Here is a 21,637-nt window from a genome sequence, read left to right on the forward strand (position 1 = left end):
CTCGCTCCTGTCGTCGTCCGGGCAAGTGTAGCAGGGGGAGGCCGCGCGGCAGAGGGGGGCCGTCGGGCGCCCGCCGCCATGCGGCCCCTTGGCCGGTCCCGGTGCGACGCCGTCGCCGCGGCCGCGGGAGGTGCGCCACCCGCGGACCGGGCACGCGGCGCCTCGGTTCCGAGTGGCGCCCTAGCCCTTCGCCAGCCGCTTCGCCACGAATTCCAGCCGGTCCTGTCCCCAGAAGATGTCCTCGCCGATGACATAGCTCGGCGCGCCGAAGACGCCGCGGGCCAGCGCCGCCTGGGTGTCGCTCTCCCGCATCTCCGCCCAGCGCGGCTCGCGCGAGAGCGGCAGCAGCGAGGCCGGATCGAGCCCCGACTCCGTCACCAGCCGGGTCAGCACCGCCTCCTCGCCGGTATCCTGCTCCTCCTCCCACAGCGCCTTCAGGATGCGATGGGCCAGCCGGATCGCCGGGGCGTCACCGATCGTCTCCCGCGCCGCGATCACCGCGCAGGCGCCCGGCAGCTCATTGGCCGGGAAGTGCTTCGGCCGGATCTGGATCGGGATGCCCAGATGCTCCCGCCAGCGCGCCAGTTCCTGCAACCGGTAGGCCTGGCGCTGCGGGCTGCGCTTCGGCAGCGGCAGGCCGCCGGAGCCGGCGAAGATGGTGCCGAAATCCACCGGCCAGATGCGCAGGGACGCGCCGTGCTGCGCCGCCAGCGCCTCGATCCGCGCCGCGCCCAGATGCGTCCAGGGCGAGTTCAGCGAGGCGTAGTAGTCAATATGCAGGGCCATCCGTTTCCTCCCAAAGGCGTCCGGGCGAAGGCCAGCGCCTTTCCCGGGACCGCAGCAGCCGCGCCGTCCCGCAACGCGGCTGCATCACCCGAAGAGCGGCGCGCCGGTCGCCGCCCGCGCGGCCTCCAGGCTGATCCCGGGCGCCAGTTCGCGCACCGCGAAGCCCTCGCCGCTTGGCGCGAAGAGGCCGTAATTGGTGGCGACCAGCGTCACCACCCCGCGCGCCGTCACCGGCAGGCTGCACTGGCGCACCAGCCGCGGCTCGCCCTTCCGCGTCACATGCTCCAGGATGATGAAGACCCGCTGCGCGCAGGCCGCGAGATCCATGGCGCCGCCGATGCCGCCGCCCTTCGCTCCGCCCACCTTCCAATTGGCGAAGTCGCCATCCGCGGAAACCTCATAGGCGCCCATCACAGTCACGTCGATCCGGCCGCTGCGGATGATGCCGAAGCTGTCGGCATGGTGGACGATGGCGGCGCCCGGCTTCAGCGAGACATTCTGCCCGCCGGCATTGACGAGGTGCAGATCCTCCTGCCCCGGCGGCAGCACAGGGCCGTAGCCGATGACGCCGTTCTCCGCGTGGTAGATCACCGCGCGGTCGCCGAGATCGGTGTTGCTGCAGAGCGTCGGGATGCCGACGCCGAGATTGACGATCCAGCCGTCCTGGAATTCCCGGGCGAGCCGATCCGCCATCTGCTGGCGGTCCCAGCCGGCGGCCTGACCCGGCTGGCCGGTCCCCTCGCCGCTCATCGCGCGCGCTCCTGCCGGCGGATGGTCCAGAGGCCCTCGGGCGGTGGCGGCACCTGCACCATGCGCTGCACGAAGATGCCGGGAAGGTGGATGTGGTCCGGGTCGAGCGCGCCGGCGGGCAGGATCTCCTCCTCCACCTCGACAATGGTCAGCTTCGCCGCCATGCCCATCAATGGACAGAAATTTCGCTGGGACAGGCGGAATTGCAGGTTGCCCGCGGCATCCGCCCGCCAGGCGCGGATGAAGGCGATATCGCAGGGCAGCGCGTATTCCAGCAGGTATTCCCGGCCGTTGATGACGCGCGTCTCGCGCCCCTCCGCCAGTTCGGTCCCGACCGCGGTCGGGGTGTAGAATGCCGGGATGCCGGCGCCGGCGGCGCGCAGCCGCTCGGCCAGCGTGCCCTGCGGGACCAGTTCGGCCTCGACCTCCCCGGCCTCATGGTATTTCGTGAAGGGCAGCACATCGGTCGGGCGCGTGGCAGCGGTGAAGCTGCAGATCACCTTCGCCACCTGCCCGTTCTCGACCAGCATGCCGACATCCGGCAGCCGCGGCTGGTGCGCCCCACCCGTGGTGTTGGCGATGCAGGTCAGCCGCCTCGCCCCCTGGTCCAGCAGCGCCCGGGTCAGGTTGTAGGGCGTGCCCGGCCCGGCGAAGCCGCCGAAGGCGATGACGGCGCCGTCCGGGATATCGGCCACCGCCGCGGCGAAGCTCTCGACCGTCTTGGATCTCGGCATGGCCCGCCTCGTTCCCCCCTGCCCTCGTTGCGGGCAGGGTGGCGCGGTTGGGGCGGGCCGTCCAGCCATGCGCGGCACGCCCCCGCCCGGACCGGGCACCGCCGACGGACGGCAGATCCGGGGCAGGCTGCCGCTCCGATGGCCTGGCCGGCGGGATGCGGAGGGTTCAGCGCGTCTCGGGACTGCGCGGCAGCGTCATCGTCCAGCCGGGCGGCCAGATCTCCAGCGCCTCCCGGCTCGCATCGGCCCGCCAGCGGGCGAGTTCGACGCGCCAGTCCGGGCCGCTCTGGATCCAGGCGCGGTTCGGCCAGGCCTGGATGCCATGCACCAGGAAGGCGGCGAGCAGCACGCCGCCGGCCGCCCGGCGCCACGGCGCGACGCCCCGCGCCAGCACCACCGTCACCAGGCCCAGGCCGATCAGCGCATTCGGCAGGTAGCCGTAGCGGCCATGCGCCAGCGGCGGGACGGTGGTCCAGGGATCGGAGGTCAGCGCGCCGGCGATCGAGAGGACCGCGGTGCCGGCCGCGGCGATGCCGAGCAGGCGGGCGACCGGATGGGCCAGCAGCGCGAGGATGACGGCGATGCCGAGAAGGCCCATGGTGGCGACCACCGCGACCTGCTCGGCGCCGCCGCCGGCCACCAGCCGGGTCGCCGCGCCGAAGGACCAGGGGCCGAGGAATGGCAGGGCGAGCTGCTTGATCCCGATCGTGGCCAGCAAGGCCCAGGGGTCGAAGCCTGCCGGCCTTGCGCCGCCGCCCAGCCCGTCGAGCACCAGCCAGGCCTGGACCAGCGCGCAGAGGCTGACCAGGGCCGCCTCCGCCAGGAAGAGCCGCCGCGGGTCGCGCATCGCCCGCCAGAGGAACAGGGGCGCGAGGAAGGCCGTGACCGGCCCGGTGGTGCCGGCGAGGGCGAGGAAGCCGAGCCGCAGGGAGGGCGACAGCGCGGCCGGCGAGGTCACGAGCAGCAGCGCGGCCCCGAGCGCGAGGAAGAACTGGCTGTTGATGGTGTTGAGCCAGATCTCCCCGCTCGGCTGGGCGAACAGGATCACCGCCGCCGCCAGCGCCGGACCGAAGGGCTGCGGGAAGGCATCCGAACGCAGGGCGAGCCACAATACGGCGAGTTGGACGGCGAGCGCGGCGTAAGCCGTCACGAGCGGCGCGTATTCGAGCGGCACGGCCGCCGCGGCCAGGGCCGCCAGCTTGTTCCAGGCGGAGAAGTAGCCCATCCGCGGCGCCAGCAGCGCATCGAACCAGCTGCCCAGCAGCGCGTCGTGGAAGTAGATCTTGCCCTCCTCCGCCCAGAACCGCCCTGCCGTCAGGATCTCCGGCATGCGCAGCAGAATGAGGAGGATGGCGATGGGCAGGATGATGGAAGGCGCCGACAGCCGGTGGGCGGATCGCCGGGCTGCCGGGGTGACGGACATGGATGTCATGCAGGGCTCCGCCGTCGCACCCGGCCACGGTGCGCGGATCGCGCCATCCCGCCCGATGTCCCCCTTGTCGCAAGGCGGCCGGCGGGCGGTGGGCGTGAGGGTGAAAGGGGCTGCGGCCGGCAAGGCGCCTCCCCGGGATGTCACAGCCGGGCGCTGGTGCATCCCGGATGAGGCAATTGCCCGTGCATTGGGCAGCAGACGGCCGCGGCGTGCAACCCTCTGTCCCGGGATCATCATGCCGCGGCTGGCGCCGGTTTTGCTGTAAACCGCCCCGACTCTTCCGCAGGCGCCCCCGACCATGCCGCTCCATGTCGCGCTGAACCACCGCACCAGCTACCGCTATGACCGCGCCGTCGCGCTCGGCCCGCAGACCATCCGGTTGCGCCCGGCACCGCATGCCCGCACACCCATCCTCTCCTACGCCCTGAAGATCTCGCCCAGGCCGCATTTCCTGAACTGGATGCAGGACCCGCAGGGCAACCACCTGGCCCGCGTGGTCTTCCCCGAGCGCGTGACGTCCTTCGAGGTCGAGGTGGACCTCGTCGCCGACATGGCGACGATCAACCCCTTCGACTTCTTCCTGGAGCCCGAGGCGGAGACCTGGCCCTTCCAGTACGACCACATCCTGGACCAGGAGCTGGCACCCTTCCGCAAGCTGGAGGAGCCCGGCCCGCTGCTGCGGGACTTCCTGGCGGCGATCCCGCGCCACGGGCAGCGCACCGTGGACATGCTGGTCGCGCTCAACAGGACGGTGCAGGAGCGCATCTCCTATGTCGTGCGCATGGAGCCGGGCGTCTGGTCCCCGGAGGAGACGCTGGGCCAGGGTCGCGGCTCCTGCCGCGACAGCGCCTGGCTGCTGGTGCAGGTGCTGCGCCATCTCGGCTACGCCGCCCGCTTCGTCTCCGGCTACCTGATCCAGCTCGTCGCCGATGTGAAGCCGCTGGAGGGGCCGGAGGGCCCGACCACCGACTTCACCGATCTCCATGCCTGGGCCGAGGTCTACCTGCCCGGCGCCGGCTGGGTCGGGCTCGATGCCACCTCCGGCCTCATGGCCGGGGAGGGCCATATCCCGCTGGCCGCGACGCCGGAGCCGGTCTCGGCCGCACCCATCACCGGCCTGGTCGAGAAGGCGGAGGCCGAATTCGGCTTCGCCATGGCGGTGACGCGGGTGAGGGAGACGCCGCGCGTGACGAAGCCCTATACCGAGGCGCAGTGGCAGGACATCCTGGCGCGCGGCCAGGCGGTGGACCGGGCGCTGGCCCAGGGCGATGTGCGCCTGACCATGGGCGGCGAGCCGACCTTCATCGCCGCCGACGACATGGACGCGCCGGAATGGAACACGGCGGCGCTGGGCCCGACCAAGCGCCGCTATGCCGGCCGGCTGCTGCGCCGCCTCGCGCCGCTCTGGTCGCCGGGCGCCGCGCTGCAATACGCCATGGGGAAGCACTATCCGGGCGAGCAGTTGCCGCGCTGGGCGCTCTATTCGCATTGGCGGAAGGACGGCGAGCCGGTCTGGAAGGACCCCGCCCTGCTCGCCTCGGACGAGGACACGGACACCGCGACCGCGGAGGATGCCGCCCGCTTCGCCCGCCTCCTGGCGGAGCGGCTGCAGGTGGACCCTGGCCTGGTCACGGCGGCCCATGAGGACATCCATTACTACCTGTGGCGGGAGAAGCGCCTGCCGCCGAATGTCGCCGTCGAGGACGCCAGGCTGCGCGACCCGCTGGAGCGGGCGCGGCTCGCCCGGGTCTTCGGCCAGGGCCTCGCCGCCCCGGTCGGCTCCGTCCTGCCGATCCGCCGCGTGATCCAGGACGGGCAGCGGCGCTGGCAGTCCGGCCGCTGGTTCTTCCGCGGGGAGCACCTGTTCCTGATTCCGGGCGACAGCCCGATCGGCTTCCGCCTGCCGCTGGAGAGCCTGCCCTGGATGTCGGAGGAGGACGCGGCGCGGATCTTCGAGGCCGAGGCCGATCCCTTCGCCCCGACCGGGCCCCTGCCGCCGCGCCAGGCCTTCGAGCGCGGCCGGTCCGCGGAGAGCGGCCCCTCCGACGGCTATCGCATGGTCTCGCAGGACCCGCGCGGCGGCGGTTTCGGCGCCGGCCACGGCCCGGCCATGGGCGCCGAGAATTTCCGCCCCGTGCCGCAGGACCTGCCGGTGGTCGGCCGTTCCGACCCCGGCGTGGTGCGCACGGCGATGACGGTCGAGGCCCGGGACGGTCTCATCCATGTCTTCTTCCCGCCGCTCCATCAGGCGGAGGACTGGCTCGACCTCGCCGCCGCCATCGAGGCGACCGCCGAGGAGACCGGCCGCAAGGTTGTGCTGGAAGGCTACCTGCCGCCGCGTGACGACCGGATGCTGCATTTCTCCGTCACCCCCGACCCGGGCGTGATCGAGGTGAACATCCACCCCGCCTCCTCCTGGCCGGAGATGGTGGAGCGGACCGGGCAACTCTATGAGGAGGCGCGGCAGGTCGGGCTCTCGGCCGAGAAATTCATGCTGGATGGCCGGCATGTCGGCACCGGCGGCGGCAACCACGTGGTCATGGGCGGCGCGACGGCCGCCGACAGCCCCTTCCTGCGCCGGCCCGATTTGCTGAAGAGCCTGGTCGGCTTCTGGCACAACCACCCGAGCCTCTCCTACCTTTTCTGCGGCCTCTTCATCGGCCCGACCAGCCAGCACCCGCGGGTGGACGAGGCGCGGCAGGACGCGCTGGCCGACCTGGAGATCGCCTTCAGCAAGGTCAGGCCGGGCGTCGAGACGCCGCCCTGGATGACCGACCGGCTGTTCCGCAACATCCTCGCGGACATGACCGGCAATACCCACCGGACCGAGTTCTGCATCGACAAGATGTACTCGCCGGACAGCAGCAGCGGGCGGCTCGGCCTGGTCGAGTACCGGGCGCTGGAGATGCCGCCGCATGCCCGGATGTCGGCGGCGCAGATGCTGCTGATGCGGAGCGCCATCGCCGCCTTCTGGCGCACGCCCTATGACCGGCGCCTGATCCGCTGGGGTACGCGTCTGCATGACGAGTTCATGCTGCCGCATTACGTCGAGCAGGATTTCGGCGATGTCCTCCGCGAGCTGGCCGATCTCGGCTTCCCGCTGGAGAAGGACTGGTTCGCGTCACACCTGGAGTTCCGCTTCCCCCGCATCGGGGAAGTGACGCTGCGCGGCGCGACGCTGGAACTGCGGCACGCGCTGGAGCCCTGGCATGTGCTGGGCGAGGAGCCGGGCGGCGGCGGCACCGTCCGCTACGTGGACAGCAGCACGGAGCGCCTGCAGGCCCGCCTCCGCGGCTGGGTGGAGGAGCGCTACACCCTGGCCTGCAACGGGCATGAGGTGCCGCTGACCCGCACCGAGACCGAGGGCGAGTATGTCGGCGGCGTGCGCTTCAAGGCCTGGGACCCGTCCTCCGCCCTGCACCCGACCATCCGGGCGCAGTCGCCGCTGGTCTTCGACATCTATGACCGCTGGACCGGGCGCAGCCTCGGCGGGCTGACGCACCATGTGGCGCATCCGGGCGGGCGCAATTACGAGACGCTGCCGGTGAACGCCAACGAGGCCGAGGCGCGGCGCAGGACGCGCTTCCAGCCCTTCGGCCACACGCCGGGGCCGATGCCGGCACCGAAGGCGATCCCGGCCAAGGAGGCGCCGCGCTCGCTCGACCTGCGCCGCGCGGGGTGATGCCGGGGAGGGCCCTGCCCTCCCCGGACGCCTACTCGACGGTGACGCTCTTCGCCAGGTTCCGCGGCTGGTCCACATCGGTGCCTTTCAGCACCGCGACGTGGTAGGCCAGCAGTTGCACCGGGATGGCGTAGAGGATGGGGGCGGCGAAGGCACTGGCCTTCGGCAGCTCGATCACCCGCTCCGCGAAGCGGCTCAGTGGGCCGACGCCATCGGCATCGGTGAAAGCCATGATGCGCCCGCCTCGCGCCGCCGCCTCCTGCAGGTTACTCGCCGTCTTCTCGAAGAGCGGCCCGGAGGGGCAGAGGGCGATGACCGGGACATTGCTGTCGATCAGCGCGATCGGCCCGTGCTTCATCTCGCCGGCGGCATAGCCCTCGGCATGGATGTAGCTGATCTCCTTCAGCTTGAGCGCCCCCTCGAAGGCGATCGGCGTCAGGCTGCCGCGGCCGAGGAAGAGCACGTCCCGCGCCTTCGCCACCTCGGCGGCCAGCTCGCGGATCTGCGCGTCCTTTTCCAGGATCTCCGCGGCGTGGCTCGGCACTTCCAGCAGCGCCTGGGTCAGGCGGCCCTCATCCAGCGTGGTCAGCTCCCGCCGCGCCCGGCCGAAGCCGATGGCCAGGCAGGCCATGACCGCGAGCTGGGCGGTGAAGGCCTTGGTGGAGGCAACGCCAATCTCGGGCCCCGCGACCGTCAGCACCGCGCCGTCGCTCTCCCGCGCCATGGAGCTCTCGGGGACGTTGACGACCGAGAGGACCTTCTGCCCGCCCTCCCGCAGCAGGCGGAGCGCCGCCATGGTGTCCGCCGTCTCGCCGGACTGGCTGACCAGGATGGCCGCGCCGCCTTCCTGCAGCGGCGGGTTGCGGTAGCGAAGCTCGCTGGCCACATCGGCATCCACCGGCAGGCGGGCCAGCTCCTCGATCCAGTAGCGGCCGACCGCGCCGGCCAGGAAGGCGCTGCCGCAGGCGGAGATGGTCAGCCGCGGCACCCGCCCGGGGTCGAAGGGCAGGCGCGGCAGCCGCACCTCCAGCGTCTTCGGGTCGAGATACTGCCGCAGCGTGTCGCCCAGCACCGCGGGGTGCTCGTGCAGCTCCTTCTCCATGAAGTGGCGGTAGTTGCCCTTGCCGACCGCGGCACCGGAGACGGCGGTGAGCACCACCTGTCGCTCGACCGGCTCATGCCGTGCGTCGAAGAACTGCGCGCCCTCCCCGTCCACCACCGCCCAGTCGCCTTCCTCGAGATAGGCGATGCGGCGCGTCAGCGGGGCCAGGGCCAGGGCGTCGGAGCCGACGAACATCTCGCCCTCCCCGAAGCCGATGGCGAGCGGCGCGCCCTGCCGGGCGCAGAGCAGCAGCTTCGGATAGCCGGAGAAGATGGCGGCCAGCGCGAAGGCGCCGTGCACCCGCTTCAGCGCGGCGGCGAAGGCGGCCCGGGGATCGAGGCCATTGGCCAGGAAGTCGTCCACCAGGCGGACGAAGGTCTCGGTGTCCGTCTCGGTCTCGAAGACCGCGCCCTTGGCCTCCAGCTCGGCGCGCAGCTCGGCATGGTTCTCGATGATGCCGTTGTGCACCACGCTGACGCGGCGGGTGCTGTGCGGGTGGGCGTTGCGCTCGGTCGGCGCGCCATGGGTCGCCCAGCGGGTATGGCCGATGCCGGTGGTGCCGGGCAGCGCCTCGCGCTCCAGCACGCCGGCGAGATTGCCGAGCTTGCCCTCGGCGCGGCGGCGCTCGATATGGCCGTTGACCAGCGTGGCGATGCCGGCGCTGTCATAGCCGCGATATTCCAGCCGGCGCAGCGCCTCAAGCAGCAGCGGCGCCGCCTCGGCCTTCCCGACAACTCCGACGATGCCGCACATCAGTGGGATCCCTTCTTGCCCTTGAAGCCGCGTCCCGGTTTCGTCGCCTGCCGGCCGCGCGCGATCGCCAGCGCGTCGTCCGGCACATCCTCCGTGATCACGCTGCCGGCCGCGACCAGCGCGCGATCGCCGACACGCACCGGCGCCACCAGCGCGGTGTCGCTGCCGATGAAGGCGCCGGCGCCGATCTCGGTCCGGTGCTTGTGCACACCGTCATAGTTGCAGGTGATGGTGCCGGCGCCGATATTCGCCTTCGCGCCCACCGTGACATCGCCGAGATAGGTCAGGTGGTTGGCCTTGGCGCCCTCGGCGAGTGTCGCCGCCTTCAGCTCGACGAAGTTGCCGACATGCGCCTCGCGTCCCACCTCCGTCCCCGGCCGCAGCCGGGCGAAGGGGCCGATCACGGCGCCGGAGCGCACCACGCAGCCCTCCAGATGGCTGAAGGCGCGGATCTCCACGCCGTCCTCCACCGTGACGCCCGGGCCGAAGACCACGTTCGGGCCGATGCTGACATCCTGGCCGAGCCGCGTATCCCAGGAGAAGAACACGGTCTCCGGCGCGGTCAGCGTCGCGCCGCCCGCCATCGCCGCGGCGCGCAGCCGGGCCTGCATCCCGGCCTCCAGCTGGGCCAGCTCGGCGCGGCTGTTGGCGCCGGCAAGCTCGGCCTCCGCCGCCTCCTCCGCCGCGACGCGCCGGCCCTCCGCGACGGCAAGGCCGACGATGTCGGTCAGGTAGTACTCGCCCTTGGCATTGTCGTTGCCGACCGCATCCAGCCAGCGGAAGAGGTCGACGGCGGGGGCGCAGACCACGCCGGCATTGCACAGGCCGATCGCCCGCTCCGCCTCCGAGGCATCGGCCCATTCCACGATGCGCGCCACATGGCCGGCCGCGTCCTGCACCACGCGGCCATAGCGCCCGGGATCGGCCGGGCGCATGGCCAGCAGGGCAAGGCCGGCCTCGGTGCGCCGCGCGACCAGCCGCCGGATGGTGGGCACCGTGATCAGCGGATTGTCGGCGTAGAGGATCGCCACATCGCCGGGAAAGTCGCGCAGCAGCGGCGCGGCCTGCAGCGCGGCGTGGCCGGTCCCCAGCCGCTCCCCCTGCACCACCGTCGCATGTGGCGCCACGGCTCTCTCCAGCGCCGGCATGCCGGGCCCCACCACCACCACGATCCGGTCGAAGACCTGCTCGCAGGCGCCGAGGAGGTGGTTGATCATCGGCCGGCCGGCAACCGGGTGCAGCGCCTTGGGCAGCGCGCTCTTCATGCGGGTCCCGAGACCGGCGGCAAGGATGATGGCAGCGGTGGGCATGGCATCTCCGGTAGTCGGGCGCGGAGGACAGAGGCAAGCGCACCCGCATCAACAAGGATTGCCGGTTGTGACCGGCCTGTCGCAGTGGACGCAAGCACCAAGCCGTCCATCACCCGTAACGTGCATTGCAGGATGCAGATGGACGCGCCGCGTGTCTCCACACGGAGCAGCAAGGCAGTCGGTGCTGAACGGCATTTGTTGTGGGTACGGCTCGATGCGCCCCGGGCTTGCCGGCCCGCCGCCTTCTGGCCTAGGCCGGGGCATGCCCCGCCTCGCCGTCTTCGACCTCGATGGCACGCTGGTCGACAGCGCGCCCGACATCCATGCCGCCCTGGACCGCCTGATGGCGGCGCAGGTCCGCCCGCCCTTCGCCCGGGCGGAGGTGGTCGGGATGATCGGCGACGGGGTCCGGGCGCTGGTGCAGCGCGCCTGCGCGGCCCGCGACCTGGCCTTCTCCGAAGCCCTGCTGGCCGGGTTCACCGCCGACTACACCGCCCGGGCGGCGGAGGAGACGGTGCTGTTCCCTGGCATCGCCGAAGCGCTCGAGGCGCTGCAGGCGGCGGGCTGGGCGCTCGCGGTCTGCACCAACAAGCCGGCGGCGGCGACCGCGGCGCTGCTCTCGGCGCTCGGCCTCGACGGGCGCTTCGCCGCGGTGGGCGGCGGGGACAGCTTCCCGGTGCGCAAGCCGGATCCGGGCCACCTGCTGGGGACACTGCGGGCGGCGGGCGGGGAGCCGGGGCAGGCCGTGATGATCGGGGACCACCGGAACGACGTGCTGGCGGCGCGCGGCGCCGGCCTGCCCTGCCTTTTCGCTGGCTGGGGCTATGGCCCGCCCGCCATGGCGGAAGGCGCCGTCGCCACCGCGGCGACGCCGGCCGCGCTAGTTCCGGCCCTGCGCGATCTCCTGCCCTGAGGACAGCGGGGCCACGCCCGCCAGCACCACCCGGACATGCCCGAACCAGCGGGTCGGCACCTCGATCCTGACCGGGATGGGCGGCCGGTCCGGCAACGGCCGGCCGATCCAGGCGGTCGCGGGCTGCGGTTTCTTCGCCTCCTCCGGGTCGCGGTCCAGGCGGGCGCCGGCGAGCAGGCGGCTCTCGAAGCCGCAGCGCAGCGCCTCCCCGCCGAAATGGGCATTCTGCGGCAGGCGCTGCACCCCATCGGTCCAGGCGGTGATGTCGGCCCGGCGCCGGCCGTCATAGACCGCGGCCCCTCCCTCGCAGCGGCCGGTCAGGGCGACGGTGCGGGTCAGCTTCGCCATGGCGGAGAGGGTATCCATGGTGCCGCGCTGCAGCGCTTCCGGCACCGGCTCTCGCTCCGGCTCCCGCGGGGGTTCCAGCCGGCGCAGGACCGGCTGGCCGGGCGCCACCCAGTCCATTGCCACCTCCCGCCGGTCGCCGCGCCAGGTGCCTTCGGCCCGGTAGCGGGCCGGCAGCGGCTCCGCCCCGCGCCAGGCGCCCTCCACCAGCGTCACCTGGTCGCTGCGGGAGAAGACGCCGGCAAGGCCGGTGGTGCGGGTGCGGGTGGTGACGCGGTAGCGATGGCCCTCGAGGTCCAGGACCGCCTCGACATCCATCACATGCAGGCCGGCGAAGCGCACCTCGTAGCGCGCAAGCAACGGCTCGGCATGCGCGCCGGGAGACGCCAGAGCGAGGAGCCCGGCGGCGCAGGCGGCCGGGAGAAGCAGCCGGGTCTGGGCCATGGCGGAGCATATGGGCCGCTGTCGCGGAGCAACAAGCACCGTGATCCCGCATGCGATCCCGCGCTTGACACCCCCCGCCCCGGCCCCTATTCCCCCGCTCACCGGGCGCGTAGCTCAGCGGGAGAGCATTCGCTTCACACGCGAAGGGTCACAGGTTCAATCCCTGTCGCGCCCACCATCTTCCCCGGTCCAGCGATCGACAGGCAAGGATGCTGGCGCCGCCATGCGGTGCCCGGATGGCAGGCGCCGTGCCGTCGCCTCACGTCTTCGCCATGGTGCAGGCCCCCTCCGCGATCGGCCGGAAGGACTTCTCCGCCGAGGTCTCCGCCAGCACCTTGTAGACATCGCCGGGCCCGCGGCTCTCCGCCGGTGACTTCACCAGGAAAAGGTAGGTCGGGTGCAGCTTGCGCCCGTCCTTCCGGATGCTGCCCGCCCCGAAGCAGTCGTCATCCGTCGGCATGGCCTGCATCGCCGCGATGGTGTCGCGGCCGGAGGCCTTGGCCTTCGCCACGCCGATCGAGGCCGCGGCCTTCAGGTAGTGCAGCAGCGCGGCATAGTCGCCGGCATGGTTGTGGCAGGGGAAGGTGTTCGGCGGCAACTGGCCGCGCACCCGGTCCATGAAGGCGCGGGTGCGGGGGTTGAGGTCCCAGTAGAAGGTCTCGGTCTGGGTCAGGCCCTGTGCCGTGGGCAGGCCCAGCGCCATGACGCTGTTGATGTAGCCCGTCAGCCCGACGAAGCGCTTGCCGGACTTCATGACCCCGAATTCCTGCGCCTGCTTCACCGCATTCACGAAATCCGTGCCGGCGCCGAGGAAGGCGATGACCTTCGCGCCGCTCGCCTGCGCCTTCAGCAGGAAGGCGGAGAAATCCGTCGTCTCCGGGAAGGGATAGCTGATGGCGCCGAGCACCTTGCCGCCCGCGCCCTCCACCGAACGCGTCGTGTCGGCCTGCAGCATGTGGCCGAAGGCGTAGTTGGGCGTGATGAAGAACCAGGTGTCGGAGCCCAGCTTCACCAGCGGCTCGCCGGTGGCGTGGGACAGGCACCAGGTGTCATAGCTCCAGTGGATCGCGTTGGCGCTGCAATACTCCGAGGTCAGGGCGGAGGTCGCGGCGGCGCTGTTGATATGCGCCTTGTCCTTGGCCTCGATCACCGGCTTCAGGGCGATCGCGAGCGCCGAGTTGCTGACGCCCAGCACCATGTCCACCCCCTCCCGGTCGAACCACTGGCGGGCGATGGAGAGGCCGACATCCGACTTGTTCTGGTGGTCGGCGACCAGCAGTTCGACCCCGATATCGGGGTTGGCCGCGGTGAACTCGCGCACCGCCTGGCGGGCGCAGACCACGCTGGTGGGGCCGGAGATGTCGCGATAGGGGCCGGACATGTCATGCAGCAGGCCGATGCGGAGCGTCTCCTCCGGCCGGCGGGTCTGGGCATGGACGAGGCGGCTGACGCCCGCAGTGGCGAGCAGCCCGGCGCCGAGCACGGCGCGGCGTTGGATGGTCATTGGCGTTTCTCCCCTGGCGGGCCCTGCTGACCCGCCCGGAGAAGCCTAGCAGGCTATCGAAACCCCGCGACAGACGGATCGCCCCGGATCCTGGCCAGGAAGGCGGGGCGCCTGCCGCGCGGGCGGGGACATCCCGGCGCCCTGGGCGCCGGGGATGCCCGCCATCCGCGCCTACAGCGGATGGCGTTCAAAACTGAACGCCATCCGCTGTAGACCGTTGTCCGTAGAGCAGATTCACGCTGCGGGGCGCTCACGACCCTCCGCAATCTGCTCTAGCCCGGCTGCTGCGGCGCCTGGTTGCCCTGGCCGCCCGGACCGCGCTGGTGGTGCCGCGGTCGGCGGGGAATCTCGTCCCGCGTCACCGCGCCATCGGCATTCGCATCGAGGGCACGGAAGCGCGCCTCGGCTGCCGGCCGGACCTCCTCCAGCGTCACCCCGCCGTCGCGGTTGGCGTCCAGCGCGCGGAACATCATGCCGCGCATGCGCTCGCGGTCCGGGCCGGGACCCTGGCCGGAGGTGCCCTCGGGCCGCATCGCCCCGGCGCCCCAGCGGAGATTGGCCATCTCCTGCTGGCTCATCCTGCCGTCACGGTCCGTATCCGCCGCGTTGAAGCGCTGCTGGACGAAGCCCCAGGCTTCCTCCCAGGTCACCCGGCCATCCTTGTTGCCGTCGATCTGGTTGAACATCGCGCCGGGGCCGCGGTCGCCGCGCGGGCCGGTACCGCCCGGGCCCGGGCCGGGCTGCGCCAGGGCAGGCGCGCCGGCGGCGGCCAGCAGCGCAGCACCCAGCAGCGCCATGCGGAATGTGTTCATCGGCAAATCCTCCTGTCGCGGTCCAACGGGTCCGGCCAGGGAGAGATGCGCCCGGTCTGTAACAGCCGCATGACGGCAGGTCGCCGGGTCGGTGAGGAAGGGTAACGGCTGCCGGCCGTGCCGGGGCCAGGGAACAGGGTGTTCCGGGGCCGCGCCGGCCTCGGCGCGCCCTGCCCTCCCCCTCGACCGAAAGCGGTCCCCCGGGCACCGGCATGGCGGGATGGATGGCGACCTCCGGATGGGTGATGCACCAGGCGGTCGCCAGGGCGGCTCAGCGCTTCGGCGTGCCGCCCTCACCCAGGTCCCACCACATCCCGGCGAAGGCCAGGATGCCCTCCCGTGCCGGCGCGATCAGCAGGTGTTCGTCCGGCCCGTGCTGCTTGCAGCCATTGTAGCTGTGCGGCACCCAGACCATGGGCAGGCCGAGTTGGTCGGCGAAGACATCGCCCGGCAGCCCGCCCGAGCTGTTCGGGATGACCTGGACGCGGGTGTCCAGGGAGCGCTGCATGCTCTCCTGCGCCCAGAGCACCCAGGGATGGTTCGGCGCGGTGCGGGCGGCGCACATGCGCACCCCGGCATTCTCGATGCCGATATCGGCGAAGCCCTGCGCGTCCAGGTGGCGGCGCAGCGCGGCCTCGAAGGTGGTGGGGGCGGTATCGGCGATGTAGCGGATGTGGCAGGTGGCCCGCGCCCAGGGCGCGACCGCGTTCATCGGGTTCTCCGGCTGGCCGCTCAGCATCGCCAGCACGATGAAGCTGTTCCAGCCATAGATCTTCTCGGCCGCCGTCAGCCCCGGCTCGCCCCAGTCGGGGTCGATGGTCGCCGCCCCTCCCCCGCCACCCGATCCTGCCCCCACCGGGCAGCCCTGCAGCGCCGCGCGCACCTCGGCCGGCACGCCGTTCCGCGGCAGCCAGTCGCGCACCAGGATCTTCCCCTTTGCGTCGCAGATGGCGGAGATGGCGTGGGTCAGGCGGATCGCCGGGTCGGTGGTCAGGCCGCCCCAATGGCCGGAATGCACCCCGCCCTCCCGCAGCTTCAGCACCAGATCGAACTGGAAGATGCCGCGATTGCCGGTGGCGATGGTGGGCAGGTCCGGCTCGACGCGCGGGCCGTCGGAGGCGATCAGCACATCGGCGGCCAGCAGATCCTTGTGGCCTTCGGCGAATTCCTGCAGGCCGCGGGAGCCACGCTCCTCCGCCATCTCCAGCAGCAGCTTGACGTTGAAGCCAAGCCTGCCGCCGCGCTCGGCCAGCACCGCCTCGAGCGCCGCGAGGTTGAGGGCGTGCTGGCCCTTGTTGTCGGCGGTGCCGCGGCCATACCAGCGATCCCCGGCATCGGTCAGCGCCCAGGGCGCGAGGCCGGCGCTCCACTGCTCATCGAGCCCGCGCACGGTGTCGCCATGGCCATAGAGCAGCACGGTCGGCCGGCTCGGGTCCTCGATGCGCTCGGCGGTCATGATCGGACCGAATCCGGGCAGCGGATTCGGGTGAATGCGGACGGTGAAGCCCATGGATTCGACCCAGGGGCGGATCGCCTGGTCCAGGTAGTGCTCCAGCTCCGGCTCGAAGCCCGGCTCCTGCGCCGTGGAGGGAATCCCGACCAGTCGGGCGAGCAGGGCCTTGAACCCGCCTTCGTCGAAGAATGCCGCCGCGCGCCCGAGCGCGCCTTCCCGTGTACCCATGCCTGTTCTCGCCCGATCTCGTCCGAGTGATGCGGGCGAGAATGCGGGGGCGGCGAGCGGCCGTCCACCACCCCTCCCCGGCGATCCTGCCGCCGACCCCCGCGGCCCGCCTCCGGGGGCGCTTTCCAACCGATCACTGCAACGGCACCTTCGTGTCCCTCCAACGTGATCGTTGCCCCGGTATCGGGACCCCACCCGGCTCGTTTACGGCCCTGCGGGGTATTCAGGTGGGCGGATGCCTCGCGGTGCTGGACAGCCGGCCGACAGCGAGGCTGCGGAGATGCCCCGACGGGAGGGCGTATGGAAGGCATCCTCGGCACGGAGACACGGGACCGCGACCAGCTCCTCGCGGATGCGATGGCCGACCATGCCGTCTACCTGCTCGACCCCGATGGCCGCGTGACGAGCTGGAACGCCGCCGCCACCCGCATCACCGGCTACGCTGCCGAGGAGATCATCGGCCAGCCTTTCGCCCGCTTCTTCCCCGAGGAGGACCGCGCCGCCGGCCTGCCCGAGGCCATCCTGGCGGAAGCCGAGGCCAGCGGCCGGCACGAGTCGGTGGGATGGCGCCTCCGGAAGGATGGCAGCCGCATCCGTGCCCTCGGCGTGCTGGATGCGGTCCGCGACCGCGAGGGCCGCCTGCTCGGCTTCGCCAAGGTGACGCGGGACATGTCCGCCTGGCGGCGCGTGCAGGACGCGCTGACCGAGAGCGAGCGGCGCTTCCGTCTGCTGGTCCAGGGCGTTACCGACTACGCCATCTTCATGCTCGACACTGAGGGGCGGATCAGCAGCTGGAATGCCGGGGCCGAGCGGATCAAGGGCTATACCGCCGCCGAGGCCATCGGCTCCCACTTCTCCCGCTTCTACACGGCGGAGGACCGGCGCACCGACCTGCCGGCGCGGGCGCTGGCCACCGCCATCCGCACCGGGCGCTTTGAGGGCGAGGGCTGGCGCGTGCGCCGCGACGGCGCACGCTTCTGGGCGAGCGTCGCCATCCAGCCGGTGCGCGACGATGACGGGCGCCTCATCGGCTTCGCCAAGGTCACCCGTGACATCACCGAACGCCGCCGGGCGCAGCAGGCGCTGGAGGAGAGCGAGCGGCGCTTCCGCCTGCTGGTCCAGGGCGTCACCGACTACGCGCTCTTCATGCTCGACCTCGACGGCCGGGTCAGCAACTGGAATGCCGGGGCCGAGCGCATCAAGGGCTATGCCGAGCAGGAGATCGTCGGCCAGCATTTCTCCCGTTTCTTCACCGAGGAGGACCAGGCGGCCGGCCTGCCCGCCCGCGCGCTGATCATCGCCGCCGGCGAAGGGCGGTTCGAATGCGAGGGCTGGCGGGTGCGCAAGGATGGCAGCCGCTTCTGGGCCAGTGCGGTGATCGACCCGATCCGGGAGGACGGGAAGCTGGTCGGCTTCGCCAAGATCACCCGGGACATCACGGAACGCCGCGCGGTGCAGCAATCCCTCGACACGATGCGAGAGCAGCTGGCGCAGTCGCAGCGGCTCGAGGCGGTCGGGCAGCTCACCGGCGGCGTCGCGCATGACTTCAACAACCTGCTGCAGATCATCTCCGGCGGTCTCAGGCTGCTGCAGCGGCGCATCCCGCAGGAGGCGGCGGAGGCGGCCGGGATCATCGCCAGCGTGCGGCATGCGGTGGCGCGCGGCGCCGACCTGACGGGGCAGTTGCTCGCCTTCTCCCGCCGCCTGCCGATCCGCACCGAGGCGATCGAGACGGCCGCAAGGGTGCGGGAGGCGGCGAGCCTCGCCACGCGCTCCCTCCATGGCAACATCCGGGTGGAGGTCGATGTCCCCGACCGGCTCTGGACCGTGGTGGTGGACCCGGCGCAGTTCGAGCTCGCCCTGCTGAACGTGGCGATCAATGCGCGGGACGCGATGCCGGAAGGCGGGCTGCTGCGCTTCGAGGCGGAGAACGTCACCCTGGAAGACGCCCGGAACGGGCTGGAGGGCGACTATGTCGCGGTGCGGGTGGCCGATACCGGCACCGGCATCCCGAAGGAGCTGATGGAGCGGGTGCTGGAACCCTTCTTCACCACCAAGCCGCCCGGCCAGGGCACCGGCCTCGGCCTCAGCCAGGCCTACGGGTTCGCCAAGCAATCCGGCGGCACGCTGGCCATCGAGAGCGAGCCGGGCCGCGGCACGACCGTCACCTTCTACCTGCCGGCAAGCCTGGCCGCGGCGCCGGTGGCGATCGGCCAGGCGCGCCGCCAGGCGGCCGACCCGGCGAGGCTGCGGGTGCTGGTGGTGGAGGACGATCCCCCTCTCGCCCGCCTGGCGGTGCGCCTGCTGGAGGAGGCGGGGCACCGCGCGACGGTGGTGGAAGACCCTGAGGCGGCGCTGACGCTGCTCGGGCATGGCGGGGCGGCAGGGTTCGACCTGGTGTTCACCGACATGCTGGCCGCGAGCGGGCAGCATGGCCCCGCGCTGGCCCAGGAGATCCGCGAGCGCTGGCCGACCCTGCCGGTGCTGCTGGCGACGGATGCGGCGGAGGTGCCCGGCCCCGCCGCGCTGCGGGAGGTGGTGCTGATCCGGAAACCCTATGCCAAGGCGGAGCTGGCGCAGGCCGTGGCGGCGGCGGTGAAGACCGCGGCGGGCTAGAGCAGATCGCCCGAGGCCGTGAACGACCGAAGGCATGAATCTGCTCGGAAAACAAGGAGCTACAGCGGATGAGCGTTCAGTTCTGAACGCAATCCGCTGTAGGCACTGCATGGGCGTGGGGGCTTTGCCCCCTCGCATTGCCCCTGGCCCCCCGAGCGGCGCGGCCTGGCGCGGACCGGCACGGCCTGGCCGCCCATCCCGGTGCATGCTCTCGCACCGCCCGCATGGCATAAGCGCGCCACAACTGTTCCAAGCCCCGCATATCCATGATTCGTCTAGACAATGTCAGCAAGCAGAACGGCCAGCGGCTGGTGTTCATCGAAGCCTCCGCGGCGCTCCAGAAAGGGGAGAAGATCGGCCTCGTCGGCCCCAACGGGGCGGGCAAGACCACGCTGTTCCGGATGATCACCGGACAGGAGGAGCCCGATGAGGGCTTGGTGCTGATCGACCGCGGCGTCAGCATCGGCTTCTTCAGCCAGGATGTGGGCGAGATGGCGGGCCGCAGCGCCACCGCCGAGGTCATGGACGGCGCCGGCGCCGTCAGCGAGGTGGCGGCCGAGCTGCAGGCGCTGGAGGCCGCCATGGCGGACCCGGACCGGGCGGAGGAGCTGGATGGCATCATCGAGCGCTTCGGGGAGGTGCAGGCGCGCTTCGAGGAGCTGGGCGGCTATGCGCTGGAGGGCCGGGCGCGCGAGGTGCTCGCCGGCCTCGGCTTCAGCCAGGAGATGATGGAGGGCGATGTCGGCAAGCTCTCCGGCGGCTGGAAGATGCGCGTGGCGCTGGCGCGCATCCTGCTCATGCGTCCCGACGTCATGCTGCTGGATGAGCCGAGCAACCACCTGGACCTCGAGAGCCTGATCTGGCTGGAGAATTTCCTGCAGGGCTATGACGGCGCCCTGCTGATGACCTCGCACGACCGCGAGTTCATGAACCGGATCATCAACAAGGTGATCGAGATCGATGGCGGCACGCTGACGGCCTATTCCGGCGATTACGAGTTCTACGAGCAGCAGCGCGCGCTGGCCGAGAAGCAGCAGCAGGCGCAGTTCGAGCGCCAGCAGGCCATGCTCGCCAAGGAGATCAACTTCATCGAGCGCTTCAAGGCGCGCGCCTCGCACGCCGCGCAGGTGCAGAGCCGGGTGAAGAAGCTGGAGAAGATCGACCGGGTCGAGCCGCCGAAGCGCCGCCAGACCGTGGTGTTCGATTTCCCGCCGGCACCGCGCTCGGGCGAGGACGTGGTCAACCTGCGGAAGGTGCACAAGCGCTACGGCAGCAAGGTCATCTATGAGGGGCTGGACCTGCTGGTGCGGCGGCGGGAACGCTGCTGCGTCCTCGGCGTGAACGGCGCCGGCAAGTCCACCCTTCTGAAGCTGGTGGCCGGCGCGACAGCACCGGACGAGGGCTCGGTCACGCTCGGGGGCAGCGTGAAGATGGGCTACTTCGCCCAGCACGCCATGGAACTGCTGGATGGGGAGCGCAGCGTGTTCCAGACGCTGGAGGACGCCTTTCCCCGGGCGGGCCAGGGCTCGCTGCGCGCCCTGGCGGGCTGCTTCGGCTTCTCCGGCGACGAGGTGGAGAAGCGGTGCCGGGTGCTGTCCGGCGGCGAGAAGGCCAGGCTGGTCATGGCCCTGATGCTCTACGACCCGCCGAACTTCCTGGTGCTGGACGAGCCGACGAACCACCTGGACATGGCGACGAAGGAGATGCTCATCACCGCGCTCTCACAGTATGAGGGCACCATGCTGTTCGTCTCGCACGACCGGCATTTCCTGGCCGCACTGTCCAACCGGGTGCTGGAACTCACGCCCGAGGGCATCCACCAGTATGGCGGCGGCTACACGGAATATGTGGCGCGGACGGGCCAGGAAGCACCCGGCCTGCACGGCTGAAACCGTCCCGCATGAATGCTGGCGCATTCATGATGAGGCGGGGGTGGGCCGGGCCGCGCGGCAGCGGACACCGCCCCGCCGGCGGGGCCGGTGTGTATCGGCTCGAGCGCCGGCGGTGCGGCGTGACCGGGCATCCCCCAGCCGCCGGGTCGAAGCCGGCCCTCCATCGGGACATGACCGGGCGGCGTGCGTTCCGTCGCGCGCGGCGCCGCGGCCATGACCTTCAGCCGGCACCCTCCGGCGCGCCGCGCCTCCGCTACCGGGCGCGGGGCGCACTGCCCCGCTTCGAGGGTCGCACGGCCTCCGGCGCCGGCGCGTGCAGATGCCCGGTCGGCAGGGCGGTGGTGTACTTCACCTGCTCCAGGGCGAAGGAGGAGCGGAGGTTGGCGACGCCCGGGATGGTCGTCAGGTGGTCCACCACGAAGCGGTGGTACTGCGCCAGGTCCTCCACGACGACGCGCAGCAGGTAATCCGCATCGCCGCTCATCAGGTAGCACTCCATCACCTCCGGGCGCCGCGCGATCCGGGTCTGGAAGACGCGCAGCGCCGCCTCGGTCTGCTTCTCCAGCGTGACCTGCACGAAGACATTGACCGCCAGCCCGATCGCCTGCGGGTCGACCACGGCGACGGAGCGGCGGATGACGCCGCGCTGGCGCAGCTCATCCAGGCGCCGCCAGCAGGAAGAGGGCGTGGTGCCGGTCGCCTCCGCCAGTTCCGCGAGACCGATGTCGCTGTTCTCCTGCATCCGCTCGATGATCCGGATGCTGATCGGGTCGAGCGCGGACTCTGGCTGCTTTTTTCTCATTCGCCGGACTTTGCGGTTGGATCTTCCGGATATGCCGGCCGGAGCGGCAAGTTTGCAAGCCATTGCCAGGGCAGCCGCC

The 21,637-nt window shown here is 71.6% G+C and carries 15 protein-coding genes and 1 tRNA gene; 5 read left to right on the top strand and 11 right to left on the bottom strand.

Annotated elements, in window-relative coordinates; genetic code table 11:
- Positions 1-180 precede the first annotated feature (180 nt).
- The 4 genes from LHA35_RS14910 to LHA35_RS14925 form a co-directional block, all read right to left on the bottom strand.
- Entirely contained in the window at positions 181-786 is a 606-nt protein-coding gene (locus tag LHA35_RS14910) for a 2-hydroxychromene-2-carboxylate isomerase (protein WP_226609180.1), read from the bottom strand.
- A gap of 84 nt (positions 787-870) precedes the next feature.
- A complete protein-coding gene (locus tag LHA35_RS14915) occupies positions 871-1,536 on the bottom strand; it encodes a 3-oxoacid CoA-transferase subunit B (RefSeq protein ID WP_226609182.1) in 666 nt (221 codons plus the stop codon).
- Positions 1,533-2,270 carry a CoA transferase subunit A gene (locus LHA35_RS14920; protein ID WP_226609185.1) on the bottom strand — a complete coding sequence of 246 codons (738 nt, stop codon included), beginning with the start codon at positions 2,268-2,270 and terminating at the stop codon, positions 1,533-1,535. Before LHA35_RS14920 ends, LHA35_RS14915 begins: the two co-directional genes overlap by 4 nt.
- Positions 2,271-2,436: 166 nt before the next feature.
- Complete coding sequence (locus LHA35_RS14925; protein ID WP_226609187.1) at positions 2,437-3,702, bottom strand: hypothetical protein; 1,266 nt, start codon at positions 3,700-3,702, stop codon at positions 2,437-2,439.
- A gap of 298 nt (positions 3,703-4,000) precedes the next feature.
- Here LHA35_RS14925 and LHA35_RS14930 point away from each other — a divergent pair, with 298 nt between their 5' ends.
- Positions 4,001-7,384 (top strand): transglutaminase family protein, encoded by a 3,384-nt coding sequence (locus LHA35_RS14930; protein ID WP_226609191.1) that lies wholly within the window; start codon positions 4,001-4,003, stop codon positions 7,382-7,384.
- Between the two features lie 31 nt (positions 7,385-7,415).
- Here LHA35_RS14930 and glmS read toward each other — a convergent pair whose 3' ends face one another.
- Together glmS and glmU are read right to left on the bottom strand one after the other, a co-directional pair.
- Complete coding sequence (gene glmS / locus LHA35_RS14935) at positions 7,416-9,239, bottom strand: glutamine--fructose-6-phosphate transaminase (isomerizing) (protein WP_226609194.1); 1,824 nt, start codon at positions 9,237-9,239, stop codon at positions 7,416-7,418.
- Positions 9,239-10,549: a bifunctional UDP-N-acetylglucosamine diphosphorylase/glucosamine-1-phosphate N-acetyltransferase GlmU gene (gene glmU / locus LHA35_RS14940; protein WP_226609197.1), complete on the bottom strand. Its 1,311-nt coding sequence runs from the start codon at positions 10,547-10,549 to the stop codon at positions 9,239-9,241. The genes glmS and glmU overlap by 1 nt, the downstream gene beginning before the upstream one ends.
- 262 nt (positions 10,550-10,811) lie before the next feature.
- On the opposite strand from glmU, the gene gph reads away from it, so the two are divergent.
- Complete coding sequence (gph, locus tag LHA35_RS14945) at positions 10,812-11,462, top strand: phosphoglycolate phosphatase (RefSeq protein WP_226609200.1); 651 nt, start codon at positions 10,812-10,814, stop codon at positions 11,460-11,462.
- Here the strand turns inward: gph and LHA35_RS14950 are convergent.
- On the bottom strand, positions 11,430-12,251 hold the full coding sequence (locus LHA35_RS14950) for a DUF3108 domain-containing protein (protein WP_226609203.1): 822 nt from the start codon (positions 12,249-12,251) through the stop codon (positions 11,430-11,432). The two genes, gph and LHA35_RS14950, sit on opposite strands and share 33 nt — an antisense overlap.
- Positions 12,252-12,354: 103 nt before the next feature.
- Here LHA35_RS14950 and LHA35_RS14955 point away from each other — a divergent pair.
- Positions 12,355-12,429: transfer RNA gene (locus LHA35_RS14955), tRNA-Val, on the top strand.
- An 81-nt stretch (positions 12,430-12,510) separates the two neighbouring features.
- Here the strand turns inward: LHA35_RS14955 and LHA35_RS14960 are convergent.
- The 3 genes from LHA35_RS14960 to LHA35_RS14970 form a co-directional block, all read right to left on the bottom strand.
- Positions 12,511-13,755 carry an ABC transporter substrate-binding protein gene (locus LHA35_RS14960; protein WP_226609205.1) on the bottom strand — a complete coding sequence of 415 codons (1,245 nt, stop codon included), beginning with the start codon at positions 13,753-13,755 and terminating at the stop codon, positions 12,511-12,513.
- 272 nt (positions 13,756-14,027) lie between these two features.
- Positions 14,028-14,567, bottom strand: coding sequence for an EF-hand domain-containing protein (locus LHA35_RS14965; RefSeq protein WP_226609207.1), 540 nt, complete (start codon positions 14,565-14,567; stop codon positions 14,028-14,030).
- A 271-nt stretch (positions 14,568-14,838) separates the two neighbouring features.
- Complete coding sequence (locus tag LHA35_RS14970) at positions 14,839-16,248, bottom strand: M20/M25/M40 family metallo-hydrolase (protein WP_226609210.1); 1,410 nt, start codon at positions 16,246-16,248, stop codon at positions 14,839-14,841.
- Positions 16,249-16,548: 300 nt separating this feature from the next.
- On the opposite strand from LHA35_RS14970, the gene LHA35_RS14975 reads away from it, so the two are divergent.
- Together LHA35_RS14975 and LHA35_RS14980 are read left to right on the top strand one after the other, a co-directional pair.
- Positions 16,549-18,864, top strand: a complete 2,316-nt coding sequence (locus tag LHA35_RS14975) for a PAS domain S-box protein (RefSeq protein WP_226609212.1) — start codon at positions 16,549-16,551, stop codon at positions 18,862-18,864.
- Between the two features lie 266 nt (positions 18,865-19,130).
- Positions 19,131-20,753, top strand: coding sequence for an ABC-F family ATP-binding cassette domain-containing protein (locus LHA35_RS14980; RefSeq protein ID WP_226609214.1), 1,623 nt, complete (start codon positions 19,131-19,133; stop codon positions 20,751-20,753).
- Positions 20,754-21,009: 256 nt separating this feature from the next.
- Here LHA35_RS14980 and LHA35_RS14985 read toward each other — a convergent pair whose 3' ends face one another.
- Positions 21,010-21,558, bottom strand: coding sequence for an Lrp/AsnC family transcriptional regulator (locus tag LHA35_RS14985; protein ID WP_226609217.1), 549 nt, complete (start codon positions 21,556-21,558; stop codon positions 21,010-21,012).
- Positions 21,559-21,637: the final 79 nt, after the last annotated feature.

Source organism: Roseicella aerolata (genome assembly GCF_020523605.1).
In the GTDB taxonomy this organism is placed as follows: domain Bacteria; phylum Pseudomonadota; class Alphaproteobacteria; order Acetobacterales; family Acetobacteraceae; genus Paracraurococcus; species Paracraurococcus aerolatus.